Consider the following 25,335-nt stretch of genomic DNA (forward strand, 5'->3'; position numbering starts at 1 on the left):
GCCTGACCAGGCACGAGATTGACGCGCGTAGAAACTCACGGGTAGCCCTGGGGTGATCCCGGGGCCGCCCACAGGCGCGACCGTCGGAGTCCGTCGGAGGTCTACGCGCGTCGCACCGCCCCACCGGTCGCATGCCACCCCCCGTCCACCCTCGTCCCGGCGCACACGTACGTCCCCGGAGGGATCTCCTTGTCGAGCAAGAGAACCGCGCGCATCGGCGCGCTGACCGTCGCCGCCATCTGCTCCACGGTCTCCACCATGGTCCTGACCTCGCCCGCCGAGGCGGAGTCCATACGCATCCACGACATCCAGGGCACCACCCGGACGTCCCCGCTCGCCGGACAGCAGGTGACCGGGGTCGAGGGAATCGTCACGGGCGTACGCACCTACGGTTCGCGCGGCTTCTGGATCCAGGACACCCGGGCGGACGCCGACCCGGCCACGAGCGAGGGCGTCTTCGTCTTCACCAGCTCCCGGCCGACGGTCTCGGTGGGCGACGCGGTGACGGTCTCGGGCACGGTCTCCGAGTTCGTGCCGGGCGGCACTTCGTCCGGAAACCAGTCCGTGACGCAGATCACCCGCCCGACGATCACGGTGGTCTCCACGGGCAACACCGTCCCGGCCGCGACCGTCGTCGACGCGGGGTCCGTGCCCGGCAGGTACGCCCCGGCCGGCGACCCCGCCGCCGGCGGCTCCATCGACGGGCTCACGCTCGCCCCGGCCACCTACGCCCTGGACCGCTACGAGTCGCTGGAGGGCATGAACGTCCAGGTCGCCGACACCCGCGTGGTGGGCGCCACCGACCCGTTCACCGAGCTGTGGGTCACGGTGAAGCCCCGGGAGAACGCCAGCCGCCGCGGCGGCACGGTGTACGGCTCCTACACCTCGCAGAACACCGGTCGGCTGCAGATCCAGTCGCTGGGCGCGGTCGCCGACTTCCCGAAGGCGAACGTCGGTGATGTGCTGAAGGGCACCACGGCCGGCCCGCTGGACTACAACCAGTTCGGCGGCTACACGCTCGTCGCCAACCAGCTCGGCACCCTGGAGCAGGGTGGCCTGGAGCGCGAGACGACCCGTAAGCAGGCGCGCGGCGAGCTCGCGGTGGCGACGTACAACGTCGAGAACCTGGACCCCTCGGACGCCTCCTTCGCGGACCACGCGGCCGCGATCACGCACAACCTGCGGTCGCCCGACATCGTGGCCCTGGAGGAGATCCAGGACAACAACGGCGCCACCAACGACGGTACGGTCGCCGCCGACCAGACGGTGAAGAAGCTGGTCGACGCGATCGCGGCGGCCGGTGGCCCGGCGTACGAGTGGCGGTCCATCGACCCGGTGAACCTCGCGGACGGCGGGGAGCCCGGCGGCAACATCCGCCAGGTCTTCCTGTTCAACCCCGAGCGGGTCTCCTTCACCGACCGCGCGGGCGGCGACGCCACGACCGCCGTCGGGGTGACCAAGGCGTACGGCAAGGCGCGGTTGACGGTCTCCCCCGGCCGGATCGACCCGGCGAACGCCGCCTGGACGAACAGCCGCAAGCCGCTCGTCGGCGAGTTCTCCTTCCGCGGCAAGTCCGTCTTCGTGATCGCGAACCACTTCGCGTCCAAGGGCGGTGACCAGGCGCTGCACTCGGAGTTCCAGCCGCCGGCGCGTGGCTCGGAGACCCAGCGCCACCTCCAGGCGACCGCCGTGAACGCCTTCGTCAAGGAGATCCTGGCGAAGGAGAGGAACGCGGACGTCATCGCCCTCGGCGACATCAACGACTTCGAGTTCTCCCGCACCGCCGAGCTGCTGGAGGACGACGGCGCCCTGTGGTCGGCGTTCAAGTCGCTGCCGAAGAGCGAGCGTTACTCGTACGTCTTCCAGGGCAACGCCCAGGTCCTCGACCAGATCCTGATCAGCCCCTCGATCCGGCGCTCCTGCGAGTTCACGTACGACAGCGTGCACGTCAACTCGGAGTTCAACGACCAGATCAGCGACCACGACCCGCAGGTGCTGCGGTTCAGGCCGTAACCGTCGGCGGTGGTTCTCAGGGCTGGCTGAACACGCCGTTCAGCCAGCCCTGCCAGGCGGTCTCGTCCGCCTTGGCGTCGGCGCCCGGCGCGAAGTCGTGGACGCTCATGCCGACGCGGTAGCCCCAGTGGTTGCGGCCGAAGAAGCGGATGAGGGCGTCGTCGGTGCGCAGGCCGATGAAGTACGGGTTGCGGTAGTCGACCACGGCGTCGAGGAGCTGTCCGTCGGGGCCCTTGGCCTGGACGCGCGCTCCTTCGGCGGTGTCGTCCGTGAGGCCGAGGGCCCGTGCGACGGTGATGAGCGCGTCGGGGGTCCCGGACGTCTCGGGCCCGTCGAAGGTGGCGAACGCGGTGATCCGCCGGCCCGCGAAGCGCGTCAGGTACTGGCGCAGGGTGTGCAGATAGAACTCGGTGTGCTTGGCGGCGCCGTCGTACTGGTTGTCCCAGTCGTCGACGAAGATCCCGCTGTGCACGTACCGCACCCAGGCCCGGCGGCCCTCGTCGCGCGGTTCGATCGTGTAGTCCAGCTGGTTGAGGGTCTGTTCGGAGATGCCCTCGACGTCCTCGACGCGGTTGGTGTAGCGGTGCGGCGGATTCCACGCGACGACCTCGGAGCCGAACGGCCCCTTGCCGCCGACCCGCGGCTCGGGTGCCTCCATCGGCCACAGCCACCCGCCGGTCCCGGCGGTGACGGCCTCCCACACCTGCTCGGGCGTGGCGTCGACCTCGAACTCTCGGGCGATCTCGAATTCCTTGGACATGGTGGGCTCCTGAGTACTACTGATCCAGTGCGGGGGCGGGGTTCTCGAGCGTGGGTCCGGCCGTGGGCCTGACCGTCGGGTGTAGGGCGACGACGATCCGGTGGCCTCGGCCGCCGTCGGCGTCGGGGGCGTCGTACTTGCGGATGAGCGCGCTCACCCCGGCGGTCAGCTCCTGGACGAACGCGGCCCGGTCGGCGGCCGAGGCGAAGGTGACCTCGCCGTCGAGCGCGTAGGTCGCGAGCCGTTTGCGGGCCTTGGCCGCCCCCGTGATCAGCGTCCCGACGTCCCGGACCAGCCGAGCACCGAGCGCGAGCAGCCAGCGCGCGGAGAGCTGGTCCCGGAAGCGGTCCGGGTCCGGCTGCACGGCGGCGAGCGCGAGCGGCGAGATCACGTACGACGCGGCGGTCGCCCGCATCAGCCGCTCGGTGACATTGCCCTTGCGGCGCTCCCCCGCCAGCTCGACCAGGCCGTGCTTCTCCAGGGCCTTGAGGTGGTAGTTCACCTTCTGCCGCGGCAGCCCGACCTTTCCGGCCAGCATGGTGGCCGACGCGGGTCCCGCCGCCAGCTCGGCCAGCAGCCGGGCCCGTACGGGGTCCAGCGAGACCGCCGCGGCCTCCGGGTCCTCGATCACGGTGACGTCCAACATGGCTTCACTCTCTCACCGAATACTTTTTTTGTCCAGACGGTTTTAGTTTTCGGTGAGCGCGCGGCAGCGGGTCAGTGCGGGACGAGGCCGAGCGCGTACTCGTAGCGGGTGACCGAGCCGTTCCTCGTCAGCCCGGGCCAGGTCTGCACGCGCTGCCAGAGCGCCGAGGGCGAGCCGACGCCGTCCCCGGGCGCGGTGAGGGCGTCGATGTGGTGCCGGGCGCTCTCCCACTCGGCGTAGTTGAGGACGCGGGTGCCGTCGGTGCTGAGGTGGAAGTGGGCGGAGATACCGCCGGGGCGCGGGGTCGGCTCGGTGGCCAGCGCCTCCTCGACGGCGTCCACCCAGGCCCGCTGCCGCGCCGGGTCGGGCCCGTCGAACTCGACGTCGACGATCACGACGCACCCCGGCACCCGGGCCGCCCGGTCTTCTCGCCTGAGGCCGCGGTAGTGCCGGTAGCGGCCGAGCGCCACCCGTTCGATCCCCGGCACGGCGGTGTCGATGGCGTCGTTGCGCTCCTGCCGACGCGTCCGGACGAAGGCTTCGTACGCCAGCTCGTCGGCCCACTGCGAGTAGTGCAGCAGGCCGGAGCCGTCCTCCGCCGTGTAGACGTAGTACCCCAACAGCCCTTCCGTGGGCCAGGGTCGACGCTCCCAGGTGTCGGCGATGGCCTCGACGGTCCGTCGCTGCCGTTCGGGCGTGCCCACCTGCCAGGTGCTGAAGAAGGGCGCCCCGACTTCGGGGCGGTCGAGGACGGGGTGGCTGTCCGTACGACGGGTCATGACGCTCTCCCAGGATTCGGTGCTCGGTGCCCTTGCACCGACCACCTTTCAACCTCAACCAAGATTCAGGTCAAGTGCGCGATTCGGGGCCCGGATTCGGGAGACCCGCCCGGTCATGGACGAGAAGCGGCCCGAGGCCGAGCGGGTGGGGACGGGATCGGAAACCGAGGCGGGGACCGGGGCGGGGAGCGGGAAGCGGACCGGGGCGGGGAGCGGGAAGCGGACCGGGGCGGACGGCCCCACCGGGCTGCCGAGGCGTTCGTGGTGGGCGGTGGTGAAGCGCACGGTCAAGGAGTTCCAGGACGACGAACTGTCGGACCGAGCGGCCGCGTTGACGTACTACGGCGTCCTCTCGCTGTTCCCCGCGCTGCTGGTGCTGGTGTCGATGCTCGGGGTCGTCGGACAGCGAGTGACCGACCGGCTCCTGGACAACATCGGCGACCTGGCGCCCGGCCCCGCGCGGGACATCCTGCGGGACGCGGTCGTCCAGCTGGGCGACAGCGGCGGTACGGGCGGGGTGCTGGCGATCGTCGGCCTGCTGGCGGCGGTGTGGTCGGCGTCGGGCTACGTGGCCGCGTTCATCCGTACGTCCAACGCGGTGTACGACCTGCCGGAGGGCCGCCCGGTGTGGATGCTGACGCCCCTGCGGATCGCCCTGACGCTGGTGTTGATGCTGATGCTGGCGGCGAGCGCGATGATCGTGGTGTTCACCGGTCCGCTGGCCGAGCGCGCCGGCACGACGATCGGGCTCGGCGACGCGGCCATCGCGCTGTGGGACATCGCCAAGTGGCCGGTCCTGCTGGTGCTGGTGACCGTGATGATCGCGCTGCTCTACTGGGCCGCCCCCAACGTCCGCGGCCGGGGCTTCCGTTGGGTCAGCCCGGGCGGTGTCCTCGCCACCCTCATCTGGCTCGCCGCGTCCGCGGGCTTCGCCGTCTACGCCGCCAACTTCGGCTCGTACAACAAGACCTACGGCACCCTCGCCGGCGCCGTCGTCTTCCTCGTCTGGCTCTGGCTCACCAACCTGGCGATCCTGCTCGGCCTGGAATTCGACGCGGAACTCTCCCGGGAACGCGCCATCACCGAGGGCCGCTCCCCCACCGACGAGCCCTACGTCGAACCCCGCGACACCCGCACCTGGCCGCCCCGGCTGCGGGCACTGCGCGAGGCCCGCAGGCGCACGTCGGGGGACATGGGCCAGGCCGGCTGACGCGCATCTCGCACGGACGCGCGGTCAGCCGGCTTGACGCACGCACGGACACGCGCTCAGTCGACGTACGACCGCAGCGCGCGCTCAATCGACGTACGACCGCAGCGCGCGCTCAGTCGACGTACGACCGCAGGGGGCCCCGGCGGCGGATGTCGAGGGTCGCGCAGTGGAACGAGCCGCCGAACGGCGCGTAGTGCAGCAGGTCGCACGGGATCGGCTCGAACCCCCACTTCTCCAGGGCACGCAGCATGCCGGTGTGGTGGCGCTCCGCGATGACCCGCTTCTCGTCGATCATGAGCACGTTCATGCTGAGCCACTTGCCGCACATCGAGGTGATCCGGAGCAGTCGCTCGTCGATCGGCTCGGGCTCGGGGGCGATCAGGACGTCCCACGAGTCCAGGACGGCGGGCAGCCGGTCGACATCGATGTGCTCGGGGTTGACGAGCACCTTGCCGGGGGCGAGCAGCACGAACGTGGTGTCGATGTGCATCGGCGTACGGCAGCGGCTCTCGATCTCATGGATGCGGTAGCCCGGTCCGAGATGGCGGCGCAGCCAGTCGATGCCCATGCGGTTGGTGACATTGCTCCGGGTGACGAACAGGTCGCGGCCCGCGCGTACGAAGTCCGCCGCGTCGAACACCGGCTCGAACTCGGTGAGGATGTAGCGCATGGGCTCGCCCGGCTCCGGGACCCGGAAGTCCGCGTCGAACAGCTCGTCCGTGAGCTGGGGCTTGGGTGCCGCCGTCCAGCGGGCGCCGCGCCGGAAGTAGTCCTTGAGGAGCCCGCGATAGGAGTGGGTCTCGAAGTACCGGCAGGGCCAGGCCATCGGTGTCTCGATGATCTCGTCGCCGATCACGAGCATGCTGTCGCGCGGGCAGGTGTTGCAGAAACCGCGAGAGGACCAGTCGGGGGTGCCGAAGCGTCGCCGGTGGTCGACCGGGTCCGGGCGCCGGACCGTGACGCCGAGCGACCGCAGCAGGGCGACGAACTCGTCGAGCTCCTCCCGCGCCCGCTCGATCATCACGCGGGGATACCTGAAGCCCGCCGCGAGACCCTGCAGTCGCGCCGCCCACGGGGGGACGTTGCAGGTCACGACCGGATGGCTGGAGGGGATCGTCGCGCCGTCGAGGCGGCCGACGACGATCTCCTCCAGCGGGTCCCACTCGTTGTGCGAGCAGACCGGCGACGAGGCAAGGGGTTCCGGGGCGGTGACGGTCGGGACCGGGGCGTCGGCACGCGCGGGCGCGGCGTCAGCGGCCGGGGGCTCCGACCTCACATGACTCACCATGAGCGATGCGTCTCCTCAGGCCCGGCTAGTGGTAGTGCCGCCACACGAGGACCCCGGCGGCCACGACCGCCACCCCCGCGCCACCCACGACCACCGCTTCCCGGGGGACCCGGTCCCACGCGGTGTGCACCCGTGCCTTCACATCGGCCTTGGCGGCCAGTTCCTCGACCGTGTCGCCGAGCTGCGCCCGGGTCACCTCGATCTGCCGCCGGAGTTCGTCGGGCCCCTTGGCGCCCACCGAACCGTTGGTCCTGCTGGAGGAATCGGACGTACCGGATGTGTGCGTCATCGCCGCGCCCTTCCCTTGATCTCGTCCATGTCCGCCTTGACGCTGTCGAGCGCCAGCTCCGGCCTCGGAGGGGTCGCCCGGCGCAGTTGCGCACGGCCGACCGCGGCCAGCACGCCGGCGATCACGAACAGCACGCCCATGACGATGAGCGCGGCCGCCCACACGTCCAGCACCAGGGACAGCGCCCCCACCCCTGCGGCGGCGAGGGTCATGAACCCCACATAGGCAACGGCGCCGGCCGCGCCGAGGAGCCCGCCCCCGCGCCCCGCGCGCCGCCCCTTCTCCGCCAGCTCTTCCTTGGCGAGGGCCATTTCCTGTCGTACGAGCAGGGAGAGCTGTTCGGTGGCCTGCCCGACCAGCTCGCCCACGGAGTGGTGGTCGTGTTCGCCGGGCCCCGATCGCACGGATCGCGCAGAGCGCGCGAATCGTGTGGGCCTGGTCTCGGTGGTACCGGTCACGGTGTCCCGCCTCCTCACATATCGGGACGCCCCGGGTACCCTGCCAGGCCCGCGCTACCCCTGCGGCGGCGCCCCGGGCCCGCGCTCGTCGAGCCTGGCCGGCCTGCTCTGGAACCAGTCCAGCCGCGCCTGGGGCAGCGCCGCCTCGGCCACCAGCTCGGGTACCCCCGGATCAGCGGGCGTACCCGGCCGCCGTGGCACCCTCCGTGGCGGTCCGCACCCGCTGACGGGCGTAGCGGAAGCCGCAGTCGCACCAACGAACGGGCGCCCGATGGCCGCGCCCGTAGGCCCTCGCCCCCGATCCTCGTCCTCTTAGGGAAGCTCCCACATACCTCTTAGAAGAATTAAGTGGAGCTTCACAATGACGGCCGCCGAGACTACCCCCATGGCCCTCACTCACCGCCCCGCCCCCTTCGGCCGCGCCCTCTGCGCGATGATCACGCCCTTCACCCCGTCCGGCGCACTCGATCTCGACGGGGCCCAGCTGCTCGCCGACCGGCTGGTGGCCGAGGGGTGCGACGGGCTGGTGCTGTCCGGGACGACGGGCGAGTCACCGACGACTACGGACACGGAGAAGGCGGAGCTGATCCGCGCGGTGCGCGCGGCGGTCGGGGACCGGGCCTCGATCGTGGCGGGGGTGGGCACCGCCGACACCCGGCACACGGTGGAGCTGGCGCTGGCGGCCGAGAAGGCGGGCGCGGACGGCCTGTTGGCGGTGACGCCGTACTACAGCAGGCCCCCGCAGGACGCGGTCGAGGCCCACTTCCGCGAGCTCGCCGACGCCTCGGGACTGCCCGTCGCCCTGTACGACATCCCCGGCCGCACCGGCACCCGCATCGAACCGGAGACCATGATCCGGCTCGCGGGCCACCCCCGGATCGTGGCCGTGAAGGACTGCGCGTACGACCTCCTCGGCACCCAGAAGGTGCTGGCGGAGACGGGGCTGGCGTACTACACGGGCTGCGACGAGTACGTCCTGGCGCTGTACGCGATCGGCGGCGCGGGCTACATCGGTACGGTCGCGAACGTGGCGCCCCGGCCCTTCCGGGCGGTCATCGACGCCTTCGACGCCGGTGAGACCGCCGAGGCGGCCCGGCGGCAGCGGGCGACCGTCCGGCTCACCGAGCTGATGATGGGCTCCGGCCTGCCCGGCACCGTCACGGCGAAGGCCCTGCTGGGACGGCTGGGGCTGCCCGGCGGCCCGGTCCGGGCACCGCTGCGGCCCGCCGGTCAGGAGGTGACCGACGGGCTGCTGGCGGCGTACGAGCGGCTGGTCGCCGCCTGAGGTCCGGTGCCGGCCGGTCAGCGGGTGGCGAAGACCGGGTTCCAGCGCCCGGGGGCACCGTCGTTGCCCTTGCGGGCGCCGCTGAGCGGGACCGTCCTGTCGCTGCCGATGGTGACGAGCACCAGGCGGTTGTGGAACTCGTTGTCGCCGGCCTTGATGTCCCAGGCGACGAGCCGCTCATTGTCGGCCCAGGCGAGCAGCTGCTGTCCGGGGATCTTGTGGAGCCGCTTGCCGGTGCGGGGGTCGAGGATCTCGGAGGCGGTGGTCTTGGCGCCGCCCGCGAAATCGCCGGCCGCGAGCTTGCCGTTCGGAGAGAGCCGCGCCTGTACCGACCAGGTCAGGTACTTCTCGGCGGCCGGCTTGTCGACCTTGTCGCCCTTCAGGTCGTAGTACTGGTCGTACGGTTCTGTGCTCAGCCCGGAGCGGACCAGTTCGCCGTCGCCGCTGAAGGAGAAGTCACGACGGGAGTTGGCGAAGAACGTGTGGTCGTCCTCCTTCTCCGGTGGGACCGCGCTCCACTGGCTCCTGTCGGAGTCGACGTCGACGATGTAGAAGCCGGTCCGGTACGACTTGGACCACTCCGGCATGAAGTCGTTCTTCTTGCCGTCGCCGTCGACGTCGTTGGCCGCCTTGGTCAGCACGTCGGGGTTCTTGCTGTAGGTGGTGGCGACGAGCTTGTCGCCGTCGGACGAGAACTCCACGCTCGCCACGCCCCGGTCCACCGGGATCCAGTGCTCGACCTCGCCGGTGAGCAGGTCGAGGAGTCCGATGCGCTCGGCAGGCAGATCCTTCTCCAGAACGGCGGCGGTCCGCATGCCGGGAGCGACCGCGACCATGGACCAGCGGGAGTCCGCGACGTACTTGCCGGTCTTCTGGTCGAGGACCCAGTAGGAACGCTGCCGGACGGCCGTGTCCTTCTTCTTGGTGATCACGGTGTCCCAGGTGTAGTACGCGGCCAGCGCCACGTCCCCGGCCGCGATCAGGTCGCGCGGCGGCGACTGGTCGGGGTGGGCGATGATGTCGCTGTGGTTCTTCTCGGTCGCGAGCCGGGTCTCGTGCCTGCCGGAGTCCAGCGACGGCACGGCCACCGCGATGGCGACCAGGGCGGCGGTGGCCGCGGCGACGGCCACGAAGGTACGGGTCCGACGGCGGCGCCGGGCCGTCAGCACCCGCTCGGCGAAGCCCGGCGACAGGGGCGGTTGTTCGGTGGCCTGCTCCCGCAGGGCGTCGCGCACCAGTTCATCGACGTTCACGGACGCACCTCCACGGGCGAGAAGTCACGGGACGGCTGCTGCTCGGCCGCGGCGGGACCGAGCGCGGCCAGCTCGGGCGCGAGCTCGCGCAGCCGGGCGAGCGAGCGGTGGGTCGTGGACCGGACGGTCCCGACGGAGCACCCGAGCATCCGGGCCACCTCGCCCTCGGGGAGGTCCTCGAAGTAGCGGAGCACGAGCATGGTCCGCTGCCGGGCGGTCAGCCGGGCCAGCGCCCCGCGCATCACCAGCCGCAGCTCCACCGCGGCCGCCCCGTCCACGGCACCGCCGCTCTCCGGGGGTTCGGCGACGGTCAGCTCCCGGCGCCGCCATTTCAGCCGCCAGCGGCTGACCTGCTGCCGGTAGAGGATCTGGCGTACGTACGCCTCCGGCTCGTCGATCCGCTGCCACCGGCCGGCCGCCTTGATCAGCGCGTTCTGCAGCAGGTCCTCGGCGGCGTGCCGGTCCCCGCCGCTCAGCAGTACGGCCGTCTTCAGCAGCGCCGACGACCGCCCGGCCACGAACTCCCGGAAACTCTCCTGCCCTGCGGCATCCATCGTCACCTTCTCTTCCCCGGCGGGCCCCGTGTCCCGCCCCTGTGTTCCTTGTGACGCGCGGACCCGCACGCGGCTATGCCATCACGCGGAGAAAAATCCCGGGAACGCGTTCGGGGCCCGTACGCGCGCGTGCGCGTACGGGCCCCGAGTCGTCGAACCGCCCTGGATCAGCCCCAGCGGTACCCGTCACCGAACAGCAGGGTGTGCTCCAGCACGTCCTCCATCGGGTCGTCGACCTGCCCGACGTTGATGAGCCCGATCCGGGGACCGTTGTGCGAGGCCTTGTTGGTCTCGTCGGCGTGCGCCGCCCCGCTCGGCAGCCAGCACACCACCGCCGTGGCCAGCACCCCCGTGACCACTCGCGCCGCGGTCCTCGCCCGGTCGTTCCTCATCCCTCAGCCCCTCATTTCGTCGGTTCGGCCACTGATCGGACACTGTGTCCACCAGTTCATCTGCCTGCACCGCGAGAAGGTCACGCCGAGCAACCCTTACGGGGTCAGTTGTGGCTGTGCAGGATCTCGTTCAGGCCGCCCCAGACCGCGTTGTTCGGGCGGGCCTCGACCGTGCCGGTGACCGAGTTGCGGCGGAAGAGGATGTTCGAGGCGCCGGAGAGTTCGCGGGCCTTGACGACCTGGCCGTCGGGCATGGTGACCCGGGTGCCGGCGGTGACGTAGAGGCCGGCCTCGACGACGCACTCGTCGCCGAGGGCGATGCCGACGCCCGCCTCGGCGCCGATCAGGCAGCGCTCGCCGATGGAGATGATGACGTTGCCGCCGCCGGAGAGCGTGCCCATGGTGGAGGCGCCGCCGCCGATGTCCGAGCCGTCGCCGACGACGACACCGGCGGAGATACGGCCCTCGACCATCGACGTGCCGAGGGTGCCCGCGTTGAAGTTGACGAAGCCCTCGTGCATGACCGTGGTGCCCTCGGCGAGGTGCGCGCCGAGCCGGACGCGGTCGGCGTCGGCGATCCGGACGCCCTTGGGGGCCACGTAGTCCGTCATACGCGGGAACTTGTCGACGGAGGTGACCTGGAGGTGCAGGCCCTCGGCGCGGGCGTTGAGGCGGACCTTCTCCAGGTCGTCCACGGCGACCGGGCCGAGCGAGGTCCAGGCGACGTTGGCGAGGAGGCCGAAGATGCCGTCCAGGCTCTGGCCGTGCGGCTTGACCAAGCGGTGGGAGAGCAGGTGGAGGCGCAGGTAGGCGTCGTGCGTGTCGATCGGCTTCTCGTCGAGCGAGGAGATGACCGTACGGACCGCGACGACCTCGACGCCCCGGCGCGTGTCCTGACCGATCGCGGCGGTCGCGCCGCCGCCGAGCAGCTCCGCGGCCTGCTCGGCCGTCAGCCGCTCGGTGCCGGAGGGGCCCGGCTCGGCGGTGAGCTCGGGCGCGGGGAACCAGGTGTCGAGAACGGTGCCGTCGGCGGCGATCGTGGCGAGGCCGGCGGCCACGGCGCCGGTGGTGCGAGGAGCAGTCGTGTCGGTCATGAGGGCAACCTAACCGTCCGGAGGCGGTACGGGCCAACCCGTGGCGGGGGCGTCTCAGGGGCCGGGCACTTTGCGGACATACGGTGCCGAGCGGCCCGCCCACCCCCGTGGAACGACCCGCCGACCCCGTGGAGCGGCCCGCCCACCCCCGTGGAGCGGGCCGCTGGACCACATCGGGGTGTCAGCCCCGTTCCCCCGGTTTGTCCACGATCGCGACGACGGCGAACGCCTCGCCCGTGGCCATCTTCCCGTCCTCGAGCATCCGGTGGCCGAGCACCTCGTACGTCTCCGGATCGATGAGCCACTCGCGCTCGACACGTTCGTCCCCGGTGTCGTTGCCGCTGTAGCGCAGGCCGACGGCCCGGCGCCCGGCCGCGTCCTCGACCATGTGGTCGACCACGTCGAGGTGGGGCAGCGTCGCGAGCGCGCGGTACAGGCTCGCCAGTCCCTCGGGCGGCTTGATGTCGGCGCCGAGCAGGGCGGAGATCTCCTTGTAGTCGTTGTGCGACTGCTCCCTGCCCTTGTCGTCGGCGACCGCGTTCTCCTTCCGGAGGAGCTGGAGCGCGCCTTGCGCGTCGCCGGGCAGGGAGGCGAGAAGGCGGTACATCTCGCGCGGGGAGCGTCCGTCGTCCTCCTCGGTGCCGTTCTCCGCCTCGTTCTCCATGTCCGTTTCGGTGACGAAGAGTTCGGGCTTCCGCTTGTCGAGGGAGGCGTCCTCGAAGGCCATCGCCCCGCCGTCGTACCGGATCCAGCGCTCGCCGGAGGGTGGCTCGTCCGACATCTGGTTCTGCAGAGCGATGAAGCCTTCCAGCGCCTCCTTGGTGTAGATCCACTGCTTCGCCCCCGGCTCCACGACCGGCGCCTCCCGCTCCAGCGCCCTTGCCGCCCGTTCCAGCAGCTCCGCCGCGCTCATCCCCTTCAGGTCAGCCTCGGTCAGCGCCGCCGTGGTCGCCAGCTCGCGGGCGTCGCCGTCCCGGCCCACCAGCAGCGAGGCGGTCACCGCCACCGCGGTCACGGCCGCCGCGACGCCCACGATCACGAACCTGGGGCGCTCCCACACCCGGCGCCGCCGCCCGCCGGCCCGGGCCGCGTCCAGCAGCCGGGCGCGGCCGGGGGCCAGACGGGCACGGTCGGGGGCCGGCGCCCCGGCGCGCAGCCCCCGTACCTCGGTCATCTCGTCCATGTCAGACCACCTCCGCCGCGTCGGCCACGAACGCCGGATCGGCCCCGAGCGCCGTACGCACCTTGCGCCGCGCGCGGTTGAGCCGCGAGCGGACGGTTCCCACGGGGATGTCGAGGGCCTGGGCGACCTCCTGGTAGCTGAGGTCGGCCCAGGCGACGAGCAGCAGAACGTGCCGGTCCCCGGCCGGCAGCGCCGCCAGCGCCCCGGCGAGCGGTCCCTGCGCCGCCACCCGGCTGTCGGTCCGCTCCACCCAGGTCTGGCTCCAGGACGCGGCGACCGGGTCGTGTCCGGTGCGGGCCAGCGCCTTGAGCGCCCGGACCTCCGTACGGCGGTGCTTGCCGACGAGGTTGCCGGCGATGCCGTACAGCCAGGGGCGGGCGTTGGGATGGGCGAGGTCGTAGCGGGCGCGGATGCGGAACGCCGTGAGGAAGGTGTCGGCCGTGATGTCGTCGGCCATGGAGTCGCCGAGCCGCCGGGCGACGTACCGGTGGATGTCCGGGGCGTAGCGGTCGTAGAGCCGTGCGAACAGCTCCGGTTGTTCCAGCGACCGGGCGACGATCTCGGCGTCGTCCTCCGTGCGTGCCTGTGGCGGTGGTCCGCTCACCGGGTTCTCCCCCCGCTCGTCACCGACGCTCCCCCGTTCCTCGCCGTGTTCCTGTCACCCCTTGTTGTCCGATGGCCCCAGGAAGGTTCACGCTTCGCGCGAAGTCGTCCGGCAAGGGTCTCTCAGGGGATCACGCGCGCCAGCACCTCCCGCGCGTACTCCTCGTCGTACGGGGCCCCCGTCAGCAGCACCTGCAGGCAGATCCCGTCGATCAGCGCGACCAGGGCCCGTGCGGTCACGGGGTCGGTGCGGTGGGCGAGGCAGTCGGCGAAGCCGCGGCCCCATTCGTCGGCGACGGGCCGGAGGGCGGGTCGGCGCAGGGCGGCGAGGTAGAGCTCGTACTCCACCTCCAGCCCCGTGCGGCCGCCGGCGAACCATTCGGCGGCCAGCGCGGCGAGGTCGGCGGCGAGGTCGCCGCCGGGGTCCGCCAGGGCGCCGCGCAGGGGGAAGGTCTTGGCGAAGCCCTCGTTGGCCTGCCGCAGGGCGGCGACCAGCAGGTCGTCGAGGTCCTTGAAGTGGTACGTCGTCGAGCCGAGCGGTACGTCCGCCTCGGCGGCCACCGTGCGGTGGCTCAGCCCGCCGATGCCCTTCTCCCCGACGACCCGGATCGCCGCGTCGATGATCCGCTGCCGCCGCTCGGGGTCGTAGCGCCGGGCCATCAGTGGGCGCCTCCCAGGTTCAGCACCACCACTCCCATGATGATCAGCACGATCCCGGCGATCTTGGCGAAGCTCAGCCCCTCCCCGAAGAGCACCAGCCCGAGCGCGGCGACGGTCGCGGTGCCGACCCCGGACCAGATCGCGTACGCCGTACCGATCGACATCGACTTGAGCGCCTGGGCGAGCAGCACGAACGAGACGACGTAGCCCACGCCGGTGACCAGCGACGGCCACGGCTTGCTGAAGCCCTCGCTGTACTTCATGGCGGTGGTGGCCGCCACCTCGGCGGCTATGGCGGCGGCGAGCAACAGGTATCCCATGTGTACGATCGTACACATGATGCGTACGCCTGTACACATCAGCCGTACAGGCGCGCTTATGGACGGAATTGACCGTCGACGAGCAGCAAGAGGCCCTGTTTTCGGGGCCGTTCTGTTATGGAAGCGCTCTCGGAAAGGGCTCCACGCACACCACTTGGTCCACTACTGTTTCAACGGTCAATCTCCCGATTGTGTGACGACCGCCAGGGTTTTCACACACGGGTGACACGTACCACCTTCCCCGATCCGCATGACGATTCGCGTCCGCCTTTGGCGACGCCGAAGGACCCGCGCATGCCGCCAAAAAAGCCCGGACCTGATCCGGACCAGACCACGCCCAACCTTCCCGCGCTCAGATCCGCGAAGGTGTGGGAAACGGGTGTCGCCCCGAACGACACACGCATACCGGGCACGCGCCGCCTCTGGCTGGCCGGTGCCCTCGCTCTCGCCGTCGTCTCCTCCTGCGTGACCACACTCACCCTGCAGGACGCGGGGCCTGACGACGCGTCACACCGCGAGGGCCGTACCACCTCCGCCGACGACGACCGGATCCTCCCCTCCCTCTCCCTCCCGCCCGAGTCGCCCTCCGCGACCAGCGCGCCGGACGGCAGAAGCGGCCTGTCGGAGCCGCAGGGCTCCGAGGAGGACCCGAAGGGCGACGCGGACAAGGAAAAGGACTCCGCCGCGCCCGGAGGCTCCGAGGACTCCGACTCCTCGGAGAGCCAGCAGGGCGGGGCCAAGCCGACGTCCAAGCCCACGAAGGCGACGCCGCCCGCGAAGAAGCCGCCGTCCACCTCCCGCAAGTCCGTACGCTCCGTCAACCACCCGGACCGCTACTGGCATCTGCGCAGCGGTGTGATCCAGCTGGACCAGGTGAGCTCCCGCAGCGGAAGCGAGACCAGGGAGGACTCCTCCTTCAAGGTCGTCTCCGGGCTCGCCAACTCCTCCTGTTACTCCTTCCGCATGGCGGACGGCCGCTACGTACGCCACCAGAACTTCGTGCTCCGCGCGGCCGGCAACGACGGCTCCCACCTCTTCAAGCAGGACGCCACCTTCTGCCCGCGCTCCGGGTACTCGGGTTCGGTGATGCTGGAGTCGGTGAACTACCCCGGCCACTTCGTCCGCCACCGCAACTTCCAGCTCCGCCTGGAGCGGGCCGAACACAGCGGCTATTTCTACGCGGATGCCACGTTCAACCTGGTGAAGGGCTTCTCCTGACGGGGCGCCACCACCGCGGACATGGGTGTGGCCCCTGGCGAGTTCGCCAGGGGCCACACCCATGTCGCAGGTCTCAGACGTTGAACCCGAGCGCCCTCAGCTGCTCGCGGCCGTCGTCGGTGATCTTGTCGGGGCCCCACGGGGGCATCCAGACCCAGTTGATGCGCAGTTCGTTGACCAGGCCGTCCGTGGCGGACTTGGCCTGGTCCTCGATGACGTCCGTCAGCGGGCAGGCCGCGGAGGTCAGGGTCATGTCGATCGTCGCGATGTTCGCGTCGTCGATGTGGATGCCGTAGATCAGGCCGAGGTTGACGACGTCGATGCCCAGCTCGGGGTCGACGACGTCGTACAGGGCCTCGCGGACCTCCTCCTCGGAGGCCGGCTTCATCTCCAGGGTCTCGCTCATGCCGTCTTCCTTTCGGCGTCGGCGCCCAGCGCCTGGGCCGTCGCGTCCTTCCACGCCATCCAGCTGAGGAGGGCGCACTTGACCCGGGCGGGGTACTTGGAGACACCGGCGAACGCGACCGCGTCCTCCAGCACCTCCTCCATCGCGTCGTCCGGCTCGATCTTCCCCTTGGACTGCATCAGCTCCAGGAAGGTCTCCTGGATCTTCCGCGCGTCCGAGAGCTCCTTGCCGACCAGCAGATCGTTCAGCACGGAGGCCGAAGCCTGGCTGATCGAACAGCCCTGGCCCTCGTACGAGACGTCCTGGATCCTCGTGCCGTCGTACTTCACTCGCAGGGTGATCTCGTCGCCGCACGTCGGGTTCACGTGGTGCACCTCGGCGTCGCCATCCCGCAAGCCCCGCCCGTGCGGGTGCTTGTAGTGGTCCAGGATGACTTCCTGGTACATCGAGTCCAGCTTCATGCGATCGCTCGTCCCATCAGCCGAAGAAGTTCCGTACGTGCTCCAGGCCGTCGACCAACGCGTCGATCTCGGCCGGCGTGGAGTACAGATAGAACGACGCTCGGGTGGTCGCGGGAATTCCGTACCGCAGGCACACCGGGCGGGCGCAGTGGTGACCGACCCGGACCGCGATGCCCTGCTCGTCGAGGACCTGGCCCACGTCGTGCGGGTGGATGTCGCCGAGCGTGAAGGAGATCGCCGCGCCCCGGTCCTCGGCCGTGGTGGGGCCGATGATCCGGAGGTCCGGGACCTCTCCGAGCTTCTTCACCGCGTACTCGGTGATCGCGTGCTCATGGGCGAGGATCTTGTCCATGCCGATCGAGTTCAGATAGTCGATCGCCGCGCCGAGACCGACCGCCTGGGCGATCGGCGGGGTGCCCGCCTCGAACTTGTGCGGGGCGGGAGCGTACGTCGACGAGTGCATCGACACCGTCTCGATCATCTCGCCGCCGCCGAGGAACGGGGGCAGGTCCTCCAGGAGCTCCTGGCGGCCCCAGAGGACGCCGATGCCGGTCGGACCGCACATCTTGTGGCCGGTGAAGGCCACGAAGTCGGCCTGGAGGGCCTGGACGTCCAGCGGCATGTGCGGCGCGGCCTGCGAGGCGTCGACACAGACCAGGGCGCCGACCTCCTGCGCCCGGCGCACTATCGCCTCGACGGGGTTGATGGTGCCGAGGATGTTGGACACCAGCACGAAGGAGACGATCTTCGTCTTCTCGGTGATGACCTCCTCGATGTTGGAGAGGTCGAGGCGGCCGTCGTCGGTGAGCCCGAACCACTTCAGCTTCGCGCCCGTGCGCTGCGCCAGCAGCTGCCACGGCACGATGTTGGAGTGGTGCTCCATCTCCGTGATGACGATCTCGGTCTCGGAGTCCACCCGGTAGGGCTCGTCGGCCCAGCCGAGCATGTTCGCCACGAGGTTCAGCGACTCGGAGGCGTTCTTGGTGAAGATCACCTCGTCGCGGCTGGGCGCGTTGATGAAGGACGCGACCTTGTCCCGCGCACCCTCGTACAGCGCCGTGGCCTCCTCGGCGAGCACATGCACACCGCGGTGGACGTTGGCGTTGTAGCGCTCGTAGTACTCGCTCAGGGCGTCCAGCACCTGGCGCGGCTTCTGCGAGGTCGCCGCGTTGTCCAGGTACACGAGCTTCCGGCCGTCGTGGACCTGGCGGTCCAGGATGGGGAAGTCCTTGCGGATCGCCTCGGTGTCGAGGAGGCCCGGCAGCTGTGTCACGCGGATGCGCCACCCTTCACGTACTTGTCGTAGCCCTCGGCCTCGAGCTGGTCCGCGAGCTCCGGGCCGCCGGACTCGGCGATACGGCCGTTCGCGAACACGTGCACGTGGTCGGGCTTGATGTAGCGCAGGATGCGCGTGTAGTGGGTGATCAGCAGGGTGCCGACCTCGCCGGTCTCGCGGACGCGGTTCACACCCTCCGACACGATGCGCAGCGCGTCGACGTCCAGACCGGAGTCCGTCTCGTCGAGGATCGCGACCTTCGGCCGGAGCAGCTCCAGCTGGAGGATCTCGTGGCGCTTCTTCTCACCGCCGGAGAAGCCCTCGTTGACGTTGCGCTCGGCGAAGGAGGGGTCCATGTTGAGGCGCTGCATGGCCTCCTTGACCTCCTTCACCCAGGTGCGCAGCTTGGGGGCCTCGCCGCGGATGGCGGTGGCGGAGGTGCGCAGGAAGTTGGAGACCGAGACGCCGGGGACCTCGACCGGGTACTGCATCGCCAGGAACAGGCCCGCGCGGGCGCGCTCGTCGACGGACATCTCCAGGACGTCCTCGCCGTCGAGCAGCACGGTGCCGCCGGTGATCGTGTACTTCGGGTGACCCGCGAGCGAGTAGGCGAGGGTCGACTTGCCGGAGCCGTTGGGGCCCATGATGGCGTGCGTCTCGCCCTGCTTCACGGTGAGGTCGACGCCCTTGAGGATCTCCTTCGTGGCGTTGTCGGCCTCGACGGTGACGTGCAGGTCTCGGATTTCAAGCGTTGCCATGGGTGCCTCAGGACTCCTGGGTGAGGGAGACGAGCACGTCGTCCCCTTCGATCTTTACGGGGTATACGGGGACGGGGCGCGTCGCGGGAAGGCCGGACGGCTTGCCGGTGCGGAGGTCGAACGCGGAGCCGTGCAGCCAGCACTCGATCTGACAGTCCTCCACCTCGCCCTCGGAGAGCGAGACGTTCGCGTGGGAGCAGATGTCGTGGATGGCGAACACCTCGCCCTCGGTCTGTACGACCGAGACCGGCGTGCCGTCGAGTTCCACCCGCTTCGGGGTGCCCTCCTCCAGCTCGCTCAGCCCGCAGGCGCGTACGAAAGCCATCAGACCGTGGCCTCCAGCTCCTCGTCGATCTTCGCGAGAAGGCGTTCCTGGATGTCGTCGACACCGATCTGCTGGACCAGCTCGGCGAAGAAGCCGCGGACCACCAGGCGACGGGCCTCGTCGGCCGGGATGCCGCGGGCCATCAGGTAGAAGAGCTGCTCGTCGTCGAAACGGCCGGTCGCGCTCGCGTGACCGGCGCCTACGATCTCGCCGGTCTCGATCTCCAAGTTCGGCACGGAGTCGACACGGGCGCCGTCGGTCAGCACCAGGTTGCGGTTCATCTCGTACGTGTCCGTGCCCTCGGCCTTGGCCTCGATGAGCACGTCGCCGATCCACACCGCGTGGGCGCCCTCACCCTGGAGCGCGCCCTTGTAGACGACGTTGGACTTGCAGTGCGGGACGTTGTGGTCGACCAGGAGGCGGTGCTCCTGGTGCTGGCCGGCGTCCGTGAAGTACAGCCCGAACAGCTCGGCCTCGCCGCCGGTACCGGCGTAGGAGACGCGCGGGTGCAGTCGTACGACGTCGCCGCCGAAGGTGACCACGACCGACTTGAAGCTCGCGTCCCGGCCGATGAGGGCGTTGTGCTGGGCCACGTGCACGGCCTTGTCGTCCCAGTCCTGGACGGAGACGACGGTCAGCTTGGCGCCGTCGCCCAGGACGTAGTCGACGTTGGCGGCGAGCACGGCGTCACCGGTGTGGTCGATGACGACGACGGCCTCGGCGAAGGCTCCCAGCTCGATGACCTGGTGGGCGAAGGCGGTGCCGCCCTCGCCGTGCACGGCGATCCGGACCGGCTCGGTGAGGACCGTCTCCTTGGGGACGGTGATCACACCGGCCTTCTCGAACGCCGAGTAGGCCTGGGCGGCGACGCGGTCCACGGGGGCACCCGCCCTGCCGAGGCGCGCGTCGTCGCGGTCGACGGTCTCGACCGTGACGCCCTCGGGCGCCTCGACGGCGACCTTCAGGCCCTCGCCGGTGGCGACGGCGGTGCCGTCGTGCAGTCCGCGCAGCCGCTCCAGCGGGGTGAACCGCCACTCCTCCTCGCGACCGTGCGGGACCGGGAAGTCCGCCACGTCGAACGACGGGGGCGCGCTCATGCGCGTGGCGACGGTCGACTCGGCGGCCACCGCGATCTGGCCCGCGGTGGTGGACCCCACGGGGATGTTCTGAGCCTCAGCCATGGCTGTCGGTCTGCTCTCTTTCCTACGTCAGATTTCTCTAGCTGGTGGTGGAGTGCGGGCCTTAGCCGACCGCGCCTTCCATCTGCAGCTCGATCAGCCGGTTGAGCTCGAGGGCGTACTCCATGGGCAGTTCCTTCGCGATCGGCTCGACGAAGCCGCGCACGATCATCGCCATCGCCTCGAACTCGCTCAGACCACGGCTCATCAGGTAGAAGAGCTGGTCCTCGGAGACCTTGGAGACGGTCGCCTCGTGGCCCATGGACACGTCGTCCTCGCGGACGTCGACGTACGGGTACGTGTCCGAGCGGGAGATCGTGTCGACGAGCAGCGCGTCGCACAGCACGTTCGACTTGGATCCGGCGGCGCCCTCACCGATCTCGACGAGACCGCGGTAGGACGTACGACCGCCACCACGCGCCACGGACTTCGAGACGATGTTGGAGGAGGTGTTCGGCGCCATGTGGACCATCTTGGAGCCGGCGTCCTGGTGCTGGCCCTCGCCCGCGAACGCGATGGAGAGGGTCTCGCCCTTGGCGTGCTCGCCCATCAGGTAGACGGCCGGGTACTTCATGGTGACCTTGGAGCCGATGTTGCCGTCGATCCACTCCATGGTCGCGCCCTCGTACGCCACGGCGCGCTTGGTGACCAGGTTGTAGACGTTGTTCGACCAGTTCTGGATGGTCGTGTAGCGGCAGCGGGCGCCCTTCTTCACGATGATCTCGACCACCGCGGAGTGCAGGGAGTCCGACTTGTAGATCGGCGCCGTACAGCCCTCGACGTAGTGGACGTAGGCGTCCTCGTCGACGATGATCAGCGTCCGCTCGAACTGGCCCATGTTCTCCGTGTTGATACGGAAGTAGGCCTGGAGCGGGATCTCCACGTGCACGCCCTTCGGCACGTAGATGAAGGAGCCGCCGGACCACACCGCGGTGTTCAGCGACGCGAACTTGTTGTCGCCGACCGGGATGACCGTGCCGAAGTACTCCTTGAAGAGCTCCGGGTGCTCCTTCAGGGCCGTGTCGGTGTCCAGGAAGATGACGCCCTGCTCCTCCAGGTCCTCACGGATCTGGTGGTAGACGACCTCGGACTCGTACTGGGCCGCGACACCGGCGACGAGGCGCTGCTTCTCCGCCTCGGGGATGCCGAGCTTGTCGTACGTGTTCTTGATGTCCTCGGGCAGGTCCTCCCAGGACTCCGCCTGCTTCTCCGTGGAGCGCACGAAGTACTTGATGTTGTCGAAGTCGATGCCCGACAGGTCCGAGCCCCAGTTCGGCATGGGCTTCTTCTCGAAGAGCCGCAGGCCCTTGAGACGGAGCTTGGTCATCCACTCCGGCTCGTTCTTCTTCGCGGAGATGTCGCGGACGACGTCCTCGTTGATACCACGCTTGGCAGAGGCACCGGCCACGTCGGAGTCGGCCCAGCCGTATTCGTAGTTGCCCAGACCCTCGAGTTCGGGGTGGGCAGTCTCCTCGATGGGGAGCGTCATGCGGGGTTCCTCCCGGCGGTGCTTGCGGATGCGTTGGTGGCTGTCTTGGGAATTCTGGGGATGAACGTCGTGCAGACGCCGTCGCCGTGGGCGATGGTGGCCAGCCGCTGGACGTGCGTACCGAGCAGTTCGGCGAAGAGCTCGGTCTCGGCCTCGCAGAGCTGCGGGAACCGCTCGGCGACATGGGCTACCGGGCAGTGGTGCTGGCAGAGCTGCTCACCCTGGTGGGGGTGGGGGGCGCTGCGCGCCGTTGCAGCGTACCCGTCGACACTCAAGGCCTTGGCCAGGGCTTCAGTCCGCTGTTCGGGGGCCGCCGACTCCACGGCCGCGCGGTAGGTGCCGGCCTGGGCGGCGATCCGGGCGCGGGCGAAGGCGGCGACCGCCTGCTCCCCGCCCTCCTGTTCCGCGATCCAGCGGAGCGCGTCCATCGCGAGCTTGTCGTACGACTGGTCGAAGGCGTCCCGCCCGCAGTCCGTCAGGGCGAACACCTTGGCCGGGCGTCCGCGCGTGCGCGCGCCGTAGACACGCTGCTCGCGGGGTTGCACGACATCGTCGGCGACCAGTGCGTCTAGGTGCCGGCGGACGGCCGCCTGGGTCAGCCCCAGACGCCCGGCGAGGTCGGCCACGGTGGACGGGCCGTGGGACAGGATGGACCGCGCGACCCGGTTGCGTGTGGACCGCTCCCCGGTCGCGAGTTCCTCCTGCGGAGCCTCGCCAACGTTTTTCACAACGCCATTGTTGCGTAATTCCTCAGAGCTGGGCAAGCCGCGTCCGGACGGGTGAGCGGTGCCGTACATCACTTAGGCATACCTAAGATGACCTGCGAGAACGATCATTGATCGATCAAACGGGTGGCGCGGCGCAGGCGGCTCCGGAAGACTGCCACACCATGTCGACAACCCCTCCCACCGGCCCTCTTGTCACCCGCGCCGGCTTGGCGGCGGACCTGCGCGCCGTCGGTGTCGAGCCCGGCGAGACCCTCCTCGTGCACTCCTCGCTCAGCGCGCTGGGCTGGGTCTCGGGAGGCGCCGTCACGGTCGTCCAGGCGCTGCTCGACGCCCTCGGTCCGGACGGCACCCTGGTCGTCCCGAGCCAGACCGGCCAGCTCTCGGACCCGGCGCTGTGGGCGTACCCGCCGGTGCCCGAGGAGTGGTGGGAGCTGATCCGGACGACCATGCCCGCCTACGACCCGCGCACCACGCCCACCCGGGGGGTCGGTGTCATCCCGGAGACGGTACGGACCTGGCCGGGCGCCCTGCGCAGCGCGCACCCGCAGACGTCCTTCGCGGGGGTCGGCCCGGGCGCGGCGGCGATCCTCGCGGACCACGCCCCCGACTGCCGCCTCGGCGAGCGCAGCCCCCTGGCCCGGCTGGAGAAGGCGGGCGCCCGGGTGCTCCTGCTCGGCGCGGGGTACGACTCGTGCACCAGCTTCCACCTCGCCGAGTACCGGATCCCCGCGCCGCTGGTCCAGGTCGGCCGCCCCGGCCCCGACGGCTGGGAGGTGGTGACCGAGGTGTCGATCGACTCGGACCGCTTCGACGAGCTGGGGTACGACTTCGAGCGCGACCACGGGATCACGCGGGCCAGGGTGGGCGCGGCGGACGTACGACTGTTCCCGGTGGCCGACGCGGTGGCGTACGCCGAGCGCTGGCTCCCGACGCACCGTCCCCGTGAGGAGGAGATCTCCGGACCCGCCCCTCTCGGCACCCGGCCGCGTACCTAGACTCGGGCCCATGCGAAGCGACCCCGTGGTCCAGGTCCGGGCCCTGGTGAAGAGGTACGGCGACAAGACCGCGGTGGACGGCCTCGACCTGACGGCCCGCGTGGGCGTCACCGCCGTGCTCGGCCCCAACGGCGCGGGCAAGACGACCACGATCGAGACCTGCGAGGGCTACCGGAAGCCGGACTCCGGCTCGGTGTCGGTCCTCGGCCTCGACCCGGTCCGCGAGGCCGCGGCCCTGCGGCCCAGGATCGGCGTGATGCTCCAGTCCGGCGGGGTCTACTCCGGTGCCCGCGCCGACGAGATGCTGCGGCACGTGGCCAAGCTGCACGCCCACCCCCTCGACGTGGACGCCCTCATCGAACGTCTGGGCCTCGGCTCCTGCGGCCGTACGACCTACCGGCGGCTCTCCGGCGGCCAGCAGCAGCGGCTCGCCCTCGCGATGGCCGTGGTCGGTCGCCCCGAGCTGGTCTTCCTCGACGAGCCGACCGCCGGCCTCGACCCGCAGGCCCGCCGGGCGACCTGGGACCTCGTACGGGACCTGCGCGGGGACGGTGTCTCGGTCATCCTCACCACGCACTACATGGACGAGGCCGAACAGCTCGCGGACGACGTGGCGATCATCGACGGCGGCAAGGTCATGGCCCAGGGCTCGCCCGAGGAGCTGTGCCGGGGGGGCGCCGAGAACACCCTGCGCTTCACCGGGCGCCCGGCCCTCGACGTGGCGTCCCTGCTGAAGGCCCTCCCGGCGGACTCCACCGCCATCGAACTGACGCCCGGTGTCTACCGGGTGACCGGCAAGATCGACCCGCAGCTCCTCGCGACCGTCACCTCCTGGTGCGCCCAGCACGGGGTGATGCCGGACAGGATCTCGGTGGAGCGGCACACCCTCGAAGACGTCTTTCTCGAGTTGACCGGCAAGGAGTTGCGCTCATGAGCACCGGTACACCCACCGGTACGTACGCGCCGAAGCCGGGCGCCGCCCCCCTGCCCCGCATGATCGGGGTTCAGGCGGCCCTGGAGACGAAGATGCTGCTGCGCAACGGCGAGCAGCTGCTCCTGACGGTCGTCATTCCGACGCTGCTGCTGGTGCTGTTCGGCTCGGTGGACATCGTCGACACGGGCGAGGGGAAGGCCGTCGACTTCCTGGCGCCCGGCATCCTCGCGCTCGCCGTGATGTCGACGGCGTTCACCGGGCAGGCCATCGCCACCGGCTTCGAGCGCCGCTACGGCGTCCTGAAGCGGCTGGCGGTCTCGCCGCTGCCGCGCTGGGGCCTGATGACCGCGAAGACCCTGTCCGTGCTGGTCACGGAGGTCCTGCAGGTCGCCCTGCTCACGGTGATCGCCTTCGCGATGGGCTGGTCCCCCCACGGCAACCCTTTGGCCGTGCTGCTCCTCCTCGTCCTCGGCACGGCGGCCTTCTCGGGTCTCGGGCTGCTGATGGCGGGCACGCTGAAGGCGGAGGCGACGCTGGCGGCGGCGAACCTGGTGTTCCTGCTGCTGCTCGTCGGCGGTGGCGTCGTCGTCCCGCTGGACAAGTTCCCGGACGCTGCGCAGAGCGTGCTCGGGCTGCTGCCGATCTCAGCCCTGTCGGAGGGCCTGCGGGACGTCCTCCAGCACGGCGCCGGGATGCCGTGGGGCGACCTCGGGATCCTCGCCGTGTGGGCGGTGCTCGGGCTGGGCGCGGCCGCCCGGTTCTTCCGCTGGGAGTAACCGC

29 protein-coding genes are annotated in these 25,335 nt (G+C 70.5%); 7 read left to right on the forward strand and 22 right to left on the reverse strand.

All coding sequences use genetic code 11. From position 1 onward, the window contains the following. Positions 1-189: 189 nt before the first annotated feature. Positions 190-2,013 carry an endonuclease/exonuclease/phosphatase family protein gene (locus ACWD26_RS06805; protein WP_451266966.1) on the forward strand — a complete coding sequence of 608 codons (1,824 nt, stop codon included), beginning with the start codon at positions 190-192 and terminating at the stop codon, positions 2,011-2,013. Positions 2,014-2,029: 16 nt separating this feature from the next. Here the strand turns inward: ACWD26_RS06805 and ACWD26_RS06810 are convergent, their stop codons facing one another. The 3 genes from ACWD26_RS06810 to ACWD26_RS06820 form a co-directional block, all read right to left on the reverse strand. Then, entirely contained in the window at positions 2,030-2,773 is a 744-nt protein-coding gene (locus tag ACWD26_RS06810) for an SRPBCC family protein (protein ID WP_451266968.1), read from the reverse strand. Positions 2,774-2,789: 16 nt separating this feature from the next. Further along, positions 2,790-3,419, reverse strand: a complete 630-nt coding sequence (locus ACWD26_RS06815; protein WP_451266970.1) for an ArsR/SmtB family transcription factor — start codon at positions 3,417-3,419, stop codon at positions 2,790-2,792. 71 nt (positions 3,420-3,490) lie between these two features. Then, the gene (locus ACWD26_RS06820; RefSeq protein WP_451266972.1) at positions 3,491-4,198 is read right to left on the reverse strand and encodes an antibiotic biosynthesis monooxygenase; all 708 of its coding nucleotides are present in this window, start codon (positions 4,196-4,198) and stop codon (positions 3,491-3,493) included. A gap of 115 nt (positions 4,199-4,313) precedes the next feature. Between ACWD26_RS06820 and ACWD26_RS06825 the strand changes: the two genes are divergently transcribed. Then, positions 4,314-5,408, forward strand: coding sequence for a YihY/virulence factor BrkB family protein (locus tag ACWD26_RS06825; protein WP_451266974.1), 1,095 nt, complete (start codon positions 4,314-4,316; stop codon positions 5,406-5,408). Between the two features lie 112 nt (positions 5,409-5,520). Here the strand turns inward: ACWD26_RS06825 and ACWD26_RS06830 are convergent, their stop codons facing one another. Genes ACWD26_RS06830 through ACWD26_RS06840 form a run of 3 tightly spaced genes read right to left on the reverse strand, consistent with a single transcriptional unit; the run spans position 5,521 to position 7,443 of the window. Next, entirely contained in the window at positions 5,521-6,696 is a 1,176-nt protein-coding gene (locus tag ACWD26_RS06830) for an amidinotransferase (protein WP_451266976.1), read from the reverse strand. Positions 6,697-6,721: 25 nt separating this feature from the next. Further along, entirely contained in the window at positions 6,722-6,985 is a 264-nt protein-coding gene (locus tag ACWD26_RS06835; protein ID WP_451266978.1) for a DUF3618 domain-containing protein, read from the reverse strand. Beyond that, the gene (locus ACWD26_RS06840; protein ID WP_451266980.1) at positions 6,982-7,443 is read right to left on the reverse strand and encodes a phage holin family protein; all 462 of its coding nucleotides are present in this window, start codon (positions 7,441-7,443) and stop codon (positions 6,982-6,984) included. Before ACWD26_RS06840 ends, ACWD26_RS06835 begins: the two co-directional genes overlap by 4 nt. A 385-nt stretch (positions 7,444-7,828) precedes the next feature. On the opposite strand from ACWD26_RS06840, the gene dapA reads away from it, so the two are divergent. Beyond that, entirely contained in the window at positions 7,829-8,728 is a 900-nt protein-coding gene (gene dapA, locus ACWD26_RS06845) for a 4-hydroxy-tetrahydrodipicolinate synthase (protein ID WP_451266982.1), read from the forward strand. 17 nt (positions 8,729-8,745) lie between these two features. On the opposite strand, the gene ACWD26_RS06850 is transcribed toward dapA, so the two are convergent. The 8 genes from ACWD26_RS06850 to ACWD26_RS06885 all read right to left on the reverse strand — a co-directional run bounded on the left by ACWD26_RS06850 (position 8,746) and on the right by ACWD26_RS06885 (position 14,787). Next, positions 8,746-9,981 (reverse strand): WD40 repeat domain-containing protein, encoded by a 1,236-nt coding sequence (locus ACWD26_RS06850; RefSeq protein WP_451266984.1) that lies wholly within the window; start codon positions 9,979-9,981, stop codon positions 8,746-8,748. Further along, on the reverse strand, positions 9,978-10,535 hold the full coding sequence (locus tag ACWD26_RS06855) for a SigE family RNA polymerase sigma factor (RefSeq protein WP_451266985.1): 558 nt from the start codon (positions 10,533-10,535) through the stop codon (positions 9,978-9,980). The genes ACWD26_RS06850 and ACWD26_RS06855 overlap by 4 nt, the downstream gene beginning before the upstream one ends. Positions 10,536-10,702: 167 nt before the next feature. Then, positions 10,703-10,927, reverse strand: coding sequence for a hypothetical protein (locus ACWD26_RS06860; protein WP_451266987.1), 225 nt, complete (start codon positions 10,925-10,927; stop codon positions 10,703-10,705). 104 nt (positions 10,928-11,031) lie between these two features. After that, complete coding sequence (dapD, locus tag ACWD26_RS06865) at positions 11,032-12,021, reverse strand: 2,3,4,5-tetrahydropyridine-2,6-dicarboxylate N-succinyltransferase (protein ID WP_451266989.1); 990 nt, start codon at positions 12,019-12,021, stop codon at positions 11,032-11,034. 181 nt (positions 12,022-12,202) lie between these two features. Next, complete coding sequence (locus ACWD26_RS06870) at positions 12,203-13,204, reverse strand: CU044_5270 family protein (RefSeq protein WP_451266991.1); 1,002 nt, start codon at positions 13,202-13,204, stop codon at positions 12,203-12,205. 1 nt (position 13,205) lies between these two features. Then, positions 13,206-13,808 (reverse strand): RNA polymerase sigma factor, encoded by a 603-nt coding sequence (locus ACWD26_RS06875; RefSeq protein WP_451266993.1) that lies wholly within the window; start codon positions 13,806-13,808, stop codon positions 13,206-13,208. A gap of 122 nt (positions 13,809-13,930) precedes the next feature. Beyond that, positions 13,931-14,467 carry a TetR/AcrR family transcriptional regulator gene (locus tag ACWD26_RS06880; RefSeq protein ID WP_451266995.1) on the reverse strand — a complete coding sequence of 179 codons (537 nt, stop codon included), beginning with the start codon at positions 14,465-14,467 and terminating at the stop codon, positions 13,931-13,933. After that, positions 14,467-14,787, reverse strand: a complete 321-nt coding sequence (locus ACWD26_RS06885) for a DMT family transporter (RefSeq protein WP_451266997.1) — start codon at positions 14,785-14,787, stop codon at positions 14,467-14,469. Before ACWD26_RS06885 ends, ACWD26_RS06880 begins: the two co-directional genes overlap by 1 nt. Before the next feature lie 294 nt (positions 14,788-15,081). Between ACWD26_RS06885 and ACWD26_RS06890 the strand changes: the two genes are divergently transcribed. Further along, complete coding sequence (locus ACWD26_RS06890) at positions 15,082-16,005, forward strand: AbfB domain-containing protein (RefSeq protein WP_451266999.1); 924 nt, start codon at positions 15,082-15,084, stop codon at positions 16,003-16,005. 73 nt (positions 16,006-16,078) lie between these two features. On the opposite strand, the gene ACWD26_RS06895 is transcribed toward ACWD26_RS06890, so the two are convergent. The 8 genes from ACWD26_RS06895 to ACWD26_RS06930 all read right to left on the reverse strand — a co-directional run bounded on the left by ACWD26_RS06895 (position 16,079) and on the right by ACWD26_RS06930 (position 22,626). After that, positions 16,079-16,411, reverse strand: a complete 333-nt coding sequence (locus ACWD26_RS06895; RefSeq protein ID WP_020130530.1) for a metal-sulfur cluster assembly factor — start codon at positions 16,409-16,411, stop codon at positions 16,079-16,081. Continuing rightward, on the reverse strand, positions 16,408-16,872 hold the full coding sequence (sufU, locus tag ACWD26_RS06900) for a Fe-S cluster assembly sulfur transfer protein SufU (RefSeq protein ID WP_451267001.1): 465 nt from the start codon (positions 16,870-16,872) through the stop codon (positions 16,408-16,410). Before sufU ends, ACWD26_RS06895 begins: the two co-directional genes overlap by 4 nt. 16 nt (positions 16,873-16,888) lie before the next feature. Continuing rightward, entirely contained in the window at positions 16,889-18,145 is a 1,257-nt protein-coding gene (locus tag ACWD26_RS06905; RefSeq protein WP_451267003.1) for a cysteine desulfurase, read from the reverse strand. Continuing rightward, complete coding sequence (gene sufC, locus ACWD26_RS06910; protein ID WP_086799345.1) at positions 18,142-18,906, reverse strand: Fe-S cluster assembly ATPase SufC; 765 nt, start codon at positions 18,904-18,906, stop codon at positions 18,142-18,144. The genes ACWD26_RS06905 and sufC overlap by 4 nt, the downstream gene beginning before the upstream one ends. Positions 18,907-18,913: 7 nt before the next feature. Further along, positions 18,914-19,231, reverse strand: a complete 318-nt coding sequence (locus tag ACWD26_RS06915) for a bifunctional 3-phenylpropionate/cinnamic acid dioxygenase ferredoxin subunit (RefSeq protein ID WP_389430390.1) — start codon at positions 19,229-19,231, stop codon at positions 18,914-18,916. Next, entirely contained in the window at positions 19,231-20,412 is a 1,182-nt protein-coding gene (gene sufD, locus ACWD26_RS06920) for a Fe-S cluster assembly protein SufD (protein ID WP_451267006.1), read from the reverse strand. The genes ACWD26_RS06915 and sufD overlap by 1 nt, the downstream gene beginning before the upstream one ends. Before the next feature lie 61 nt (positions 20,413-20,473). Beyond that, on the reverse strand, positions 20,474-21,898 hold the full coding sequence (sufB, locus tag ACWD26_RS06925) for a Fe-S cluster assembly protein SufB (protein ID WP_033527159.1): 1,425 nt from the start codon (positions 21,896-21,898) through the stop codon (positions 20,474-20,476). Next, on the reverse strand, positions 21,895-22,626 hold the full coding sequence (locus tag ACWD26_RS06930) for a helix-turn-helix transcriptional regulator (RefSeq protein WP_451267008.1): 732 nt from the start codon (positions 22,624-22,626) through the stop codon (positions 21,895-21,897). The genes sufB and ACWD26_RS06930 overlap by 4 nt, the downstream gene beginning before the upstream one ends. 161 nt (positions 22,627-22,787) lie before the next feature. Here ACWD26_RS06930 and ACWD26_RS06935 point away from each other — a divergent pair, with 161 nt between their 5' ends. From ACWD26_RS06935 to ACWD26_RS06945, 3 genes are read left to right on the forward strand one after another with little or no spacing between them, the layout of a single operon-like run. Then, positions 22,788-23,621: an aminoglycoside N(3)-acetyltransferase gene (locus ACWD26_RS06935; RefSeq protein ID WP_451267010.1), complete on the forward strand. Its 834-nt coding sequence runs from the start codon at positions 22,788-22,790 to the stop codon at positions 23,619-23,621. Positions 23,622-23,631: 10 nt separating this feature from the next. Further along, positions 23,632-24,555, forward strand: a complete 924-nt coding sequence (locus tag ACWD26_RS06940) for an ABC transporter ATP-binding protein (RefSeq protein ID WP_451267012.1) — start codon at positions 23,632-23,634, stop codon at positions 24,553-24,555. Continuing rightward, the gene (locus ACWD26_RS06945) at positions 24,552-25,331 is read left to right on the forward strand and encodes an ABC transporter permease (protein WP_451267014.1); all 780 of its coding nucleotides are present in this window, start codon (positions 24,552-24,554) and stop codon (positions 25,329-25,331) included. The genes ACWD26_RS06940 and ACWD26_RS06945 overlap by 4 nt, the downstream gene beginning before the upstream one ends. Positions 25,332-25,335 lie beyond the last annotated feature (4 nt).

This window comes from Streptomyces sp. NPDC002787, assembly GCF_053592095.1.